Origin of the sequence: Bacillus sp. cl95, from assembly GCF_900115925.1 — a bacterium.
Taxonomy (GTDB): Bacteria; Bacillota; Bacilli; order Bacillales; family Cytobacillaceae; genus Neobacillus_A.
The window spans coordinates 21,815-33,478 of sequence record NZ_FOYF01000004.1 but is presented as its reverse complement, the minus strand read 5'-3'; the positions used below and the strand labels follow the sequence as shown (position 1 = coordinate 33,478).

Annotated in this window: 16 protein-coding genes; 9 read left to right on the top strand and 7 right to left on the bottom strand. The window is 37.9% G+C overall.

From position 1 onward, the window contains the following. The first annotated feature begins 1 nt into the window (after nucleotide 1). The 4 genes from BMZ31_RS12265 (at nucleotide 2) to BMZ31_RS12250 (ending at nucleotide 3,820) form a co-directional block, all read left to right on the top strand. A complete protein-coding gene (locus BMZ31_RS12265; protein WP_090832060.1) occupies nucleotides 2–1,681 on the top strand; it encodes an acyl-CoA dehydrogenase family protein in 1,680 nt (559 codons plus the stop codon). Nucleotides 1,682–1,898: 217 nt separating this feature from the next. Continuing rightward, nucleotides 1,899–2,384, top strand: a complete 486-nt coding sequence (locus BMZ31_RS12260; RefSeq protein WP_090832059.1) for a hypothetical protein — start codon at nucleotides 1,899–1,901, stop codon at nucleotides 2,382–2,384. Further along, a complete protein-coding gene (locus BMZ31_RS12255; RefSeq protein WP_090832058.1) occupies nucleotides 2,381–2,971 on the top strand; it encodes a hypothetical protein in 591 nt (196 codons plus the stop codon). The genes BMZ31_RS12260 and BMZ31_RS12255 overlap by 4 nt, the downstream gene beginning before the upstream one ends. Before the next feature lie 51 nt (nucleotides 2,972–3,022). Beyond that, nucleotides 3,023–3,820, top strand: coding sequence for a PP2C family serine/threonine-protein phosphatase (locus BMZ31_RS12250; protein WP_090832432.1), 798 nt, complete (start codon nucleotides 3,023–3,025; stop codon nucleotides 3,818–3,820). A 154-nt stretch (nucleotides 3,821–3,974) separates the two neighbouring features. Here BMZ31_RS12250 and BMZ31_RS12245 read toward each other — a convergent pair whose 3' ends face one another. After that, on the bottom strand, nucleotides 3,975–5,033 hold the full coding sequence (locus tag BMZ31_RS12245; protein WP_090832057.1) for a M20 family metallopeptidase: 1,059 nt from the start codon (nucleotides 5,031–5,033) through the stop codon (nucleotides 3,975–3,977). Nucleotides 5,034–5,592: 559 nt separating this feature from the next. On the opposite strand from BMZ31_RS12245, the gene BMZ31_RS12240 reads away from it, so the two are divergent. Then, nucleotides 5,593–6,096 (top strand): DoxX family protein, encoded by a 504-nt coding sequence (locus BMZ31_RS12240; RefSeq protein WP_090832056.1) that lies wholly within the window; start codon nucleotides 5,593–5,595, stop codon nucleotides 6,094–6,096. A 54-nt stretch (nucleotides 6,097–6,150) separates the two neighbouring features. Here the strand turns inward: BMZ31_RS12240 and BMZ31_RS12235 are convergent, their stop codons facing one another. From BMZ31_RS12235 to BMZ31_RS12225, 3 genes are all read right to left on the bottom strand, one after another. Then, complete coding sequence (locus tag BMZ31_RS12235) at nucleotides 6,151–6,342, bottom strand: YfhD family protein (RefSeq protein ID WP_090832055.1); 192 nt, start codon at nucleotides 6,340–6,342, stop codon at nucleotides 6,151–6,153. A gap of 104 nt (nucleotides 6,343–6,446) precedes the next feature. Further along, nucleotides 6,447–6,581 carry a YfhE family protein gene (locus BMZ31_RS12230; protein ID WP_090832430.1) on the bottom strand — a complete coding sequence of 45 codons (135 nt, stop codon included), beginning with the start codon at nucleotides 6,579–6,581 and terminating at the stop codon, nucleotides 6,447–6,449. A 76-nt stretch (nucleotides 6,582–6,657) separates the two neighbouring features. Beyond that, nucleotides 6,658–7,560: a TIGR01777 family oxidoreductase gene (locus tag BMZ31_RS12225; protein WP_090832054.1), complete on the bottom strand. Its 903-nt coding sequence runs from the start codon at nucleotides 7,558–7,560 to the stop codon at nucleotides 6,658–6,660. A 98-nt stretch (nucleotides 7,561–7,658) separates the two neighbouring features. On the opposite strand from BMZ31_RS12225, the gene recX reads away from it, so the two are divergent. Further along, the gene (recX, locus tag BMZ31_RS12220) at nucleotides 7,659–8,465 is read left to right on the top strand and encodes a recombination regulator RecX (protein WP_090832053.1); all 807 of its coding nucleotides are present in this window, start codon (nucleotides 7,659–7,661) and stop codon (nucleotides 8,463–8,465) included. A gap of 21 nt (nucleotides 8,466–8,486) precedes the next feature. On the opposite strand, the gene BMZ31_RS12215 is transcribed toward recX, so the two are convergent. After that, complete coding sequence (locus tag BMZ31_RS12215; RefSeq protein WP_368086648.1) at nucleotides 8,487–9,167, bottom strand: SDR family NAD(P)-dependent oxidoreductase; 681 nt, start codon at nucleotides 9,165–9,167, stop codon at nucleotides 8,487–8,489. A gap of 104 nt (nucleotides 9,168–9,271) precedes the next feature. Between BMZ31_RS12215 and BMZ31_RS12210 the strand changes: the two genes are divergently transcribed. Then, nucleotides 9,272–9,595: a YfhH family protein gene (locus BMZ31_RS12210; protein WP_090832052.1), complete on the top strand. Its 324-nt coding sequence runs from the start codon at nucleotides 9,272–9,274 to the stop codon at nucleotides 9,593–9,595. Between the two features lie 55 nt (nucleotides 9,596–9,650). On the opposite strand, the gene BMZ31_RS12205 is transcribed toward BMZ31_RS12210, so the two are convergent. Beyond that, entirely contained in the window at nucleotides 9,651–9,824 is a 174-nt protein-coding gene (locus BMZ31_RS12205; RefSeq protein ID WP_090832051.1) for a small, acid-soluble spore protein K, read from the bottom strand. A gap of 135 nt (nucleotides 9,825–9,959) precedes the next feature. Between BMZ31_RS12205 and BMZ31_RS12200 the strand changes: the two genes are divergently transcribed. Beyond that, the gene (locus tag BMZ31_RS12200; protein ID WP_090832050.1) at nucleotides 9,960–10,229 is read left to right on the top strand and encodes a YfhJ family protein; all 270 of its coding nucleotides are present in this window, start codon (nucleotides 9,960–9,962) and stop codon (nucleotides 10,227–10,229) included. 24 nt (nucleotides 10,230–10,253) lie between these two features. Here BMZ31_RS12200 and BMZ31_RS12195 read toward each other — a convergent pair whose 3' ends face one another. Then, nucleotides 10,254–11,234 (bottom strand): metal-dependent hydrolase, encoded by a 981-nt coding sequence (locus tag BMZ31_RS12195; RefSeq protein ID WP_090832049.1) that lies wholly within the window; start codon nucleotides 11,232–11,234, stop codon nucleotides 10,254–10,256. Between the two features lie 112 nt (nucleotides 11,235–11,346). Between BMZ31_RS12195 and BMZ31_RS12190 the strand changes: the two genes are divergently transcribed. Next, the gene (locus BMZ31_RS12190) at nucleotides 11,347–11,664 is read left to right on the top strand and encodes a hypothetical protein (protein WP_090832048.1); all 318 of its coding nucleotides are present in this window, start codon (nucleotides 11,347–11,349) and stop codon (nucleotides 11,662–11,664) included.

Here is an 11,664-nt window from a genome sequence, read left to right as displayed (position 1 = left end):
CATGAACTTTTATACTGAAGATGAATCATTTCGTTCCTTATTGAAAGAACTTCTGGAACCAGATTTTTTTGAATTTGCCGATCAGGAATTGAGTTCATTCGGAGAGAAATGTGCCAATGAAATAGATGAAAGAGCTAGATTTACCGATCGGGAAGGACAACCTCGCCTAATCAAATATGATAAATATGGTGATGATATTTCCGAGGTTTGGGTGAATGAAGGGTATCTAAGGACCGTTAGTGATACGTACAATAGCGGGATTGTCGGCTTCGTACACAAAGAGATACCAGAGTTAAAAAGGAAGGGCAATTATATTTATTCTTATGCTCAGGGGTATGTATTGTCACAGACGGAAGCAGGCTTTTATTGTCCTGTCACTCTTACGATGGCAACCGCTTATTTATTGGATCACTATGCTTCATCTGAAATAAAGGATCGGTTTTTACCCCACGTCCTTTCGACAGGGGAAACCGACCTTTATGAGGGAGCAACCTTTCTAACCGAAAGACAAGGCGGTTCGGATGTAGGGGCGAACGAAACCAAGGCGGTTAACAATGGAGATAGCTATAAGCTTTATGGTGAGAAATATTTTGCTTCCAATGCAGGCATGTGTGGAGTCGCTATGGTTCTAGCACGAATCGAAGGGGCCCCAAAAGGATCAAAAGGTCTGACTCTCTTTGCTGTCCCTTGGCGTAAAGAAGATGGTTCACAGAATGGAATCAAAATTCGCCGATTGAAGGATAAGTTGGGTGTGAAGGCTGTTCCATCTGCAGAGGTAGAGTTTGATGGGGCAGAAGCTTTTGTAGTGGGTGATCCCGAAAAAGGAATTTATTATATGATGGAGGCTCTCAATTTATCGAGGGTATGTAATACGATAGCATCGTTAGGGATAATGAGAAGAGCTTACTATGAAGCAAGGAAATACGCCTTAAGACGAGATGCTTTTGGTAAGAAGTTGGTCGAGTTTCCGATGGTCAAAGATACGCTGACAAAGCTTGCAACAAAGCTGGAAATTGAAACTCGAACCGTGTTTGAATACTTGCCGCTCTTTGATAAGGTAATGAATTCTAGAGAAGCGATACAACCTCAAGAGGAAATATTGAACAGACTTTATATTGCATTGTTGAAAAAAGAAACTGCCGAACAAGCCATTCATTTTTCGCATGAAGCGATTGAAATGCACGGTGGCAATGGGTTCATTGAGGATTTTGTTACACCGAGATTATTACGGGATGCGCAAGTTTTGACAGTTTGGGAAGGGACGGCAAACATTTTAGGTTTGGAAGTTCTCCGTCTCATGCATAAATACCGTGTTCACGAATTATTTATTGCTGAGATGCGCAACAGATTGGAAAAGGTCGCTAATTTAAGTAGGAAGTGGCTTGCACCCGTTGAAAAAGGGTTACTACTGCTAGAGCACTTAACATCTTCTTTAGTGGCGGCTTCAGATCATCATCAAACATTCCACTCCAAAAAAGTGGCTAAATTGATGACAGTCATCCTTGAAAGTGTAGTAGCACTGGAGTACGCAGCAAAAGGCAGTGAGAAAGCTCAGAAGTTAATGGAAATCTTTCTTGAAGATACTTGGAACGATCGGTATGAGTTCAATGAGGAATTAAAAACGGTTAAGTATTTTGAGGACATCGTATTGTCTGAAGTCCAAAAGTCGGTTACTTCATAAACCAAGAAGAGGTGTGCGAGGATTCATCCATGATAGGGATAATACCTTGCACATCTTTTCTTTTGCGGATACTCTATTAAATGCAAAAAGAAGCAGGCTTGTCTCAAAAAAATATCTATTAGGATCATATTTTTTTGCTTTTTTTGAAATATTTTCAGATGTGGTTTCGTGTATAATAGGGGCAAATCTATGAAAAAAATGGAATCGGGGTGTAATAATGGATATAGCTTTGACCATATCGATTATTTCTTTTGTTCTTTCCCTTGTGACGGTGTACATCACTTATCGCTTTAACAAAATTACGATTAGGAATACGGCTAAACTGGAGCATAATAAGCTTCTGCTAGAAATTGATAAACTGCTTATTGATGACCCGGAATTGTGGGGGATATATGATAATCATCCTCTTTCAAAAAAAGAAGATCAAAGTGATTTAAAATTGCAGGCTAAACAAGAAGCATTTATTTACTATTACCTAAATTTATTTGATGTAATATATGAATTCTATGCACGTCAAATCGTAAAGAATAAGAATGATAAGAAATTGTGGAAAGCCTGGGTTCAATTTCTTGAACACTTCCTATCTGGATGCTCTCAGGCGAGAGCTACCGTCAAAAAATCATATCATCTATATGACGAGGATCAAGCTGAATTTTTTAAAGAAATTATTCACAAAATTGAATCCGAAGGGAGACTATTATGAATAGTGAACAGTCGGACAGCATGAGCCATTCTTTTCATGTTACAAAGGCCGAAAGAGAAGATATAAAAGGAATGCTGGATCTGAATTATAAAATTTATCCAGAGGAATGGCACGTTTCTGAAGATTATGTGGCTGAGATTATGGATAAAAATCCGGAAGTTTACAATGTCGTAAAAGTAAACGATGAGATAAAAGGAATTTATAGTTTGTTTCCTTTGAATCAACATACATATGAAGGAATTCTAAATGGTACTTTAGAAGAAGGTAATTTAAGTGAGCATTTATTAGATTATGATAGCCCGAAGGAAGTCTATATTTATTTTATTTCCCTGATAGTAGATATTCACGATCCAATGCGGAAGGAATTCGCAAAAAAAATCATCCGTGACATTCCAAAAGAACTTCAACGTCTTAAAGAAAAAGGTATTGAGATTAAAGAAATCGGCGCGATTGCCATTACTGAAGAAGGAGAAAATGTTCTTACCCGAATCGGCTTTAGAAAAATGAAGAAGCCATTAGATATGTACAATAACTCCTATCCCGTATTAAGAGCATCTGTTGACGACATCATAAAAAACATTACGTGAAAAAAAAGACCCCAAAAACTACCGGGTTCGGTTGAGAGGAAGAAAACATTGATTAAAGATTTTAGTTGGGTCGGTAGCCAAGAAAACTTCGTCGATAAACCGAATATTCTTCAGCTCAACCATATTGTAGTTGGTCGTTATGGTGGTAATTCAAATGCAGGACAATATAAAAATGAAGATGGATGTTTAGTATGGACAAACGTTAATGAAGATTGGGAGTTCGCCATTATTCTGGATGCACATAACACATCCGAAAGCGCAAAAATCATTTTAGACCTTTTTGGAAGTGAGAAATCTGAAATAAAACAATTACTATCCCTACCCACAAATCACTGTACTTTTAAACAACTTGAAGAAAAGATTTTAAATATGTTTCAAGGTGAAACGTTCCTATCTGATTGTCGAAAGGTTACAGGTGAAACAGCTTGTTTAATTGTGGTAAGAAAAGATAAGTATGTATGGTGGTTTTCGGTTGGGGACTGTGTTCTTTATTTATTTCACCCAGAACTTGCTGCTTTTGGTCAGTATCAGTTAAATCAAAGACAATTTTACGAATGGATAGGACAAGTAAATACTTTTGAAGAGGAAGTACCTTGTTATAGCGTTGGTGTAAAGGAACTAAGAAAAGGTAAAAATCATATATTTTTAACTACGGATGGTTTAATTGAATGCCCAAATGAACCATTTTTAAACCCACATGACATTTTCAAAGCTTTTTCTAACTCTCATGAAGATAGTATTCAGTCAATCCTAAAGAATATCCGAGATAATGATGTCAGAGATAGCACTACAATTGTTTCCTGGAAAGTAAATATTTCAAAGGAAGCAAGTAGAGCAAGTAATCAGTAAGCAATTTCTTACTGATTGGTAAGTAATTTAGAAGTTAATTACAATATAAAAGAGGTGCGAATTGCACCTCTTTTTCTACTGCATTTTTAATTTTTCTCCCTGTGAATCGACCTCGTTTCCCAAAGCGGAATCTTTTTTCGTAATGAAAAGACTGTTATTTTAAGCTTGAGGCCAGTTCTATGAGGATGTTCTCATATATGTAGACAGAATCGATCCATACATATTCTTCATCACCATGCCAGTTTGCTCCGCTTGGTCCAAACTCGATGGCTGGTATGCCCTTTTTAGAAAAGAATACAGTATCAGCTGTTCCATGTTGTCCAAAAAAGACAGGATCTCTATTTGTAAGTTTTTTAAGAATAGGAGAAAGTTGAGTAAGAACAGAATGGTCCTTACTTGTTTCAATTGGGGGAGCAAACATGTTTACAAGAACTGATCCATCAGTTACTCCTTTAATTTGTTTCAAAATGTCCTCCATCCTCTGAGTAGGTAAGTAACGAATATCCAAAGAGACGGTGCACTCATCGGGAACTTTATTATAAACATCACCCGCATGAATTTTTGCCAAGTTTAACGATGGGAAAGAGTAATATTCCGAGCTTTCAGTAGTGAAGGGAAGCGTACGGATTTTTTGATACGTATTGTATGCTTTTTCAATTGCGTTCTCACCTTGCCAAGGTCGACTTCCATGGGCTGATACACCATATTCTTTAATGTCCAGCTGTAATACCCCTTTAGCTTGCAATGCCACGTCTAGTTGAGTCGGTTCTGAACAAATGACAAAATCACCAACATAACCTTGTTCAACAAGATAGCCACTGCAATTAAAACCGCCAATTTCTTCGTCAGAGACGATTTGAAGTTGAATCTTAATATCTAAATGCTTTTCACTTAATTGATAGAGAGCGCACATCATGGCGGCAACACCTGCTTTCATATCGGCAGAACCTCTACCATAAAGCTTTCCCTCTTTTTCAAACGGCATAAATTGACCAACTTGTCCGCTTACCACATCAACGTGACCATTGAAAATGATTGTTTTGTCTCCTGAACCAATTTCACAAATAAGCATCTTATAACCGTTATTTTCTAAAAGCTTAGGGGAAAGACCATGGCGAGTCAACCAGCCTGCGCAAAAATCAACAGCCGTGTTCGCTCCATCCTTGTTTGAACTTTCGATGGATATCAGTTCTTTTAGCAATTCGATAACCATTTATTAAACCTCCAATCATGTGACTATGTATCTATTCCCTCATTTCGACGAAATATCCTTCCTTTTTGTAAGAGAAAAGAAAGCGTTATCAACAGAAGTTAAAGGTTTTCCACAGGTAAATCGTTGAAAATAGAGTATTCCACAGACTTATACACATTATCAACAGGTAAAAGGAGGGTTATGCACAGAAGGATATGCACAATTCAATGATACAACAAACCTTAATACGACAACGATTCGACAAATTTGTCCACATTATAAACAGTTTCCACAATTTCCGACGTTAGGGGAAGGAGGACTATTTTCCTGCAACTTGATACCATTATTTTTGAATGTTCACATTGTTTTCATATTTCCAATCTGGATATGTTAACAATCTGTGAAAGCCGTTGTCACTTTGACGGTTCAGGAGTATATTGATAGTGAAGAGAGGGAAATAGAAAAAACCTCATCTTCAAACGAAACGCTAGCCGGCTGATTGTTAAAAAAGAATTGTTTTTCTGTGAGGTACCACATGTAATTGTGAAAAGCTTCACAATAATACTAGGAGATGATTGTAATGAGATGGTGGAAAACTCCTCAAGCAGCTATGGTATGGACCGTATTAAGAATATGGCTTGGTATTCAATGGATTGAAGCTGGATGGCATAAGATCACAGGTGGTTTCGAAGCGAGTGGTTTCTTACAAGGAGCAATAGCTAAAGCGACCGGGGAACACCCAGCAGTACAAACATGGTATGCAGCCTTCTTAGAGAATTTTGCAGTTCCGAACGCAGGGTTATTTAATATCTTAATTCCATGGGGAGAATTCCTCGTTGGATTAGGTCTAATCATCGGATTGGCAACAATTCCAGCTTTAATAGCCGGTGCATTCATGAACTTGAACTTCTTACTAGCAGGTACAACAAGCACAAACCCAACTCTTTATACAATAGCAATCATTCTATTATTCGTAGGTAGCGGGGCATATTACTGGGGCGTTGACAGATTTGCAATTCCTTATGTTAAAAACTACTTTGCTAAAGGCAAAAACGCAACTACTCCAAATAACGTGACTCATTAATAACTTAAATTCAAAGAGAAGAAGCAGGGATCTCGTCCCTGCTTCTTTTAACGTTTACTTTTTACTACGCTTTTGCTGCACACGCTGGTTAGCAGCGTTGGCACGTGCAAGGGCTTCTAAATCACCTTGGTCAGCCGTCTCGCGTGAAAATTCAACGTCTTGTCCGTCAGATTTTAAATTCTTAGGGACTTGTGGAAGTGACCCTTTATTCTTATCACGAGCTTTGTGCTTGTTGGAACGACCCACTGCAAAAACCCCTTTCAAAGATAAAAGTACGGAAAACAGATGTCATCCGTACTTTTATTTTCTGCAAATCGCTCTCAGATATGCTTGGAAATATATCCTGATATTTAGATGTTTCCGCCGCGTTTCCCGGATGTACCAAAGCCTGCTGCACGGTCAGCTTTCCTAAATTCATGCGCATACAAAACTTCCTGCATGCTTGATAATGTACTTTTCGTTTTTTCTTTTTTCTTCTTTTCCATTGTAAAAATCATCCCTTCTGGAAATAGATTTCTTTCATAGTCCATTTTTACCTTACAGAAAAGGATTGATACGATTTTAAGAAAAAATATTTTTTAGTGCTGGAGGAAGAGTTGGATATTCAAATCGAAAGTCATGAAGGAGCAGTTTTTCAGGCAGCACTTCTTGTCCTTCCAATACCAATAAACTCATCTCTCCAAGCAGTAATTTAAGAGCGAATCCTGGGGCAGGTATCCAGTGAGGACGGTTTAGAACCTTTCCTAGAATTCTGCCAAATTCCTTCATCCGAACTGGTTGAGGGGCTGTGAAATTTACAGGCCCATGTAATTCATTTTTCTCTATGGCATATTGGATGCCACGAAGGACATCTTTAAGATGAATCCACGATAGCCATTGTTGTCCATTTCCTACAGTACCTCCGGCAAATAATCTATAAGGAAGAGCAATTCTAGGTAAAGCTCCTTCCGTACTATCTAAGATGATTCCAAATCGACACAAAACCACTCTAACACCATGATGTTTTGCTTCAAGTGCCGAGGATTCCCATGCAGCCACAGTGCTTGCCAAGAAATCTTGCCCATATGAAATGTCATTTTCAGTAAAGGTTTTAGACAGAGAAGTACCATATATACCGATTGCACTAGCATTTATTAACACGGAAGGTTTATGATTTAGCCTATCTATAATCCGAAGAGCTTCCTGTGTTGCCTCAAGTCGGCTTTTTAGGATTCGTTCCTTACGACTCTCTGTCCATCTACCGCTATTTATGGATTCTCCTGCCAGATTGATAAAAGCATCAAGTCCATCCAAGTCTTTCTCCGGCATCGATTGTGAAGAGAGCCATTGAACATAATGGAGCATTTCTTGAGAGGTTTTTTTTACAGTTCTTGTTAAGACAAAAACTTCATGACCCTTATTTAACAACTCTTCAGTAAGAGCCCTTCCAACAAACCCCGTACCTCCTGCAATCGCTATTTTCATCCTCTGTCCTCCTCTTTCCATTCTTTTCTTTTTATTTTACACCGTACCAAAAGAAAAACCCCCTTTGAATGTGTTAAATTAATAACGAGGTGAAACGGATGGCTATCATTACGAAGATTTCCATACAGCAAAAAAATAAAGATCGTTATAATATTTTTATGGATTCAGGACGTGGAGAAGAATACGCATTTAGTGTAGATGAATCAGTTCTGATAAAATATGGGTTGAAAAAGGGGATGGAAGTAGATCAGTTAGCACTAACTGAAATCGCCTATGCTGATGATATAAGGAAATCATATAATCTTTCCATTCATTATCTCTCCATGAGAATGCGTTCCGAAAAAGAAGTACGGGATTATTTGAAACAAAAGGACATGGAACCATCTGCTATAGATGAGGTAATACACAAACTAACTGAACAAAAATATTTGGATGACGAACAGTTTGCCATCGCATTTGTGAGAACTCAAATCAATACAACGGATAAAGGTATTAATGTCATTCGAAACGAGTTAAAGGAAAAAGGCATTTCTGAAACACTTATTCAGTTATCTCTTAAGGAATTTAAGACTGACTTGCAAGTGAGTAAAGCAGTTAAATTATGTGAAAAGGGCATTAAGAAACATCAAAAGGATTCTGAAAGGATTCTGAAGCAAAAACTTGAGCAAATGCTCGTGCGTAAAGGTTATCCTTTTGATATCATTTCAATCGCCATGGAAGAGGTAGAATTTAAAGGAGATGATGAGCACGAAATGGATGCAGTCAGATTCCAAGGAGAGAAGGCACATCGTAAGTTCGAAAGCTTAAGTGGATTCGAGTATGAGCAAAAAATGAAGCAATTTCTTTTTAGAAAAGGTTTTAATTTGGATGTAATCGAAAAATTCATCGAGGAAAAAGAAAAATAAAAAATCATGACATGAAAGATGTCATGATTTTTTATTTTCAATGATAATCTCGTGCTTTTCCAAATTGTTTATGATTATTTCTGCAATTTCGCAAGGAGCACGTAATCTTGAAGGATCTGCAATATGATCACTGTTTTCCCAAAAAGGTGTGTCCATGCCACCCATGTACACAGATGTAAAATGGATGCCTGTATTTTCGTACTCTTTTTGCAAGCTTTCTGTAAAGCCTCTCACCGCAAATTTACTCGCAACATAGACCGCTTCATTCACTTTTCCCCGTAAACCAGCCGTTGAAATGATATTGATGATATGTCCTCTCCCTTTTGAAGTTAAAAAAGGAAGGATAGCTTTTGTTGTATAGATGGTTCCTAAAACATTGGTTTCGATCATGTTTGTAATTTGATTATTAGCTATATCTGTGAACGGACCAAAGTAGCCAACACCGGCGTTATTAACAATCCCTTGGATATCATAGAGACTGCTTGCGGATGCCAGTAGAGACTGTACATTTTGAGGATCTGTCACATCGAGCTGACTTACATCTGCCTTTCCGCCAAAGTTTTCGATATCTTTTTGCGTAGCACTTAATTTTTCAAGATTTCTGCCGGTCAAGAGAACATGGTAGTCCTGTTTAGCAAGTAAAAAAGCAATCTCTTTACCAAGACCGGAGCCTCCACCGGTAATAATCATTGTTTTCATCATTTGAGTTCCTTTCTTCATTGCTTTTACTTTTCTAATCATACAGGATTGCCTATACTAGAGGAAAGTGAACGTTATTAGAACATCTAAGAAAGGTGAAATCATTCATGAATCAAGAAAAAAGATATAGTGAAATGAGCGAGTATGAACTTAAACAGGAAATAGCCCAACTTCATGAAAAAGCAAGAAAGGCTGAGCAAATGGGGATGGTCAATGAATTCGCCGTACTAGAACGAAAAGCAGTAATGGCAAAAGCGTATCTTTTGAACCCTGAAATCTTTATTCCAGGCGAAACATATGAAATTGAAGGAGATCCAGGATCTTATTTTAAAATCGACTATCTTAACGGTATTTTTGCGTGGGGCCAACGTGTAAACAGCCCTGAACAGGAAGATGCCTTGCCTATTTCTATGTTAAAGCTAAAAGAATAAAGCCAGAGCGAGATTCTCTGACTTCATTGGGACAATTATACTCTAAATGATCCTTCTAGAATAATTCGTTTGTATCCACATCTCGATTGGATGAAGCATGCATTCTTTCTTGCGGATGGGTGTTGATTGTCCCATTTGCGCGTTTTGACGCGTATTCCGCTTTAGCACGAGGTTCTCCCTCAAACTTGTTGTTGTTCTGATTTGGGAAATTAGTTGCGTTATTTCTCATACGAATAACCTCCTGTGTAAGGTTTGAGAAGCGTGAAAAGCAAAGCGTCATCAGTGCTATCCACGTAAGTATAGTATTTGACTAATCGAGGGCTTGTATGAAAAAAACAATCGCTAAATATTGGAGGAGATCTTAATGCATGAATATCATGAAAAACTTGCGAATCTCTTGTTAGAAAAGAATGATAAGCTATCCTACAATCAGGCAAGGACTTGGGTGGAGCTGCTTTGGGACGATTTTGAAACGACTTACGCAAAGGCGGGCAGGTCATACAAAGGAAGTGAAATGACAGAGAAGATTGTAAGGGAATGGATTGAAAGCTATGGAGAAAAACTTCATGAATTTGCGGCGAAAAATCCTAAATACAAACAATATCTTGATCAGGATAAGAATACATTAAATTAAAAGCGGTGACACATGTCACCGCTTTTAACTTGGTAGGATATCTAATTTCTTTCTTAACTTTTCTTCACTAAAAATCCAGCCTGTATATGAATTGATGATCTCCAATTCCCTATTTAGCTTCACGACTGCCACGAATGGATAATATCCATTGCTTCGGTAGCGCAGGTCGATAAATCTTACTTCGAAATGCTCATCAAATTCATCTACCTCCCACCGATATACAGGTGAGAAGGATAAAAAAGCAGACAGGTTTTTATCTTTCTTGGCAGCCTCTATAACCGCTGTTTTTGGCACCGCCACTCGATTAAATTGATCCAAAATCATTACTTTGTTCTTTTCGGCACGCCCCACAAAAAATTGTTTTTCTGACATGACGGCAATTCGCCAAATATGAAACTTCATGGTCGGAGCAATGATAATTTCAGTTGCATCAGGTATCATTTTTCTTACTTCACGGTGAACCCTCATCTTGGCTATAAAGCGAACGACATAATAGGCCACAATAATAGCGTAAATAGCAATAAAAGTGTATCCAGGGTGAACACCAGTGGCCCAAATAAATAAACCAATCACGTGAATGGCAAAAATGAATGGATCAAAGGTGTTAATTACTCCTAAAGCGACCCACTTCGACGAAAAAGGCCTTAGCGCTTGTGTTCCATATGCATTAAAAATGTCGACGAAAACATGAAGGAAAACGGCCACAAATGTCCAAATCCATAGGTGTAATAGATTGGCTGTAGGAAAAAATGGATAGACGACGGCAATAATAATGAGCGGCCATAATAAAACGGCTGGTATAGAATGGGTTACACCTCGATGATTACGTATATAAACGGCATTACTTTTTAACTTTAAAACTGTATCTATGTCAGGGATTTGCGATCCTACAATTGTACCAATCAGAACACTACTTGCTGTTACAGAACTTTCTGCTACAACAGGATCCAATGTGGCCAAACCGCCTAATGCTAAACCCATGACAACGTGAGTTCCAGTGTCCAAAAGGAAGTGTCCTCCTTTTCAGCCAAAATTTGTTCACCGATATTGGGAACAAGGCGTCACAAATGACTTGTCAAATACGCATAAAATGTTTTACGGTAAAGGAGTTGCAAATGTGGAAAACCAATTTCAAGTTTTTTTTCAATATGAAATAAAAAAGACGATGTTCCATCATTACAAACAAGAATTGCCTTACACTTTAAAAAAGTTGAAGGAATTTGGAGCCAAAAATATTCAATGTCGTCAATCCACAACCAATCCGTATGAAATAGTCGAATCATTTCGTCTACCGACAGAAGCCCATTATTTTTCCTTAAAAAAAATGAGGCAATCTAAATCGCATAGAGTGTTTGGAAATCTTGACTGCCTAATAGAAGGCGGGCTAAAAGAAATAGAGTGCTTTGCAATCAAAAAAACAGCATCTACTTTTTAG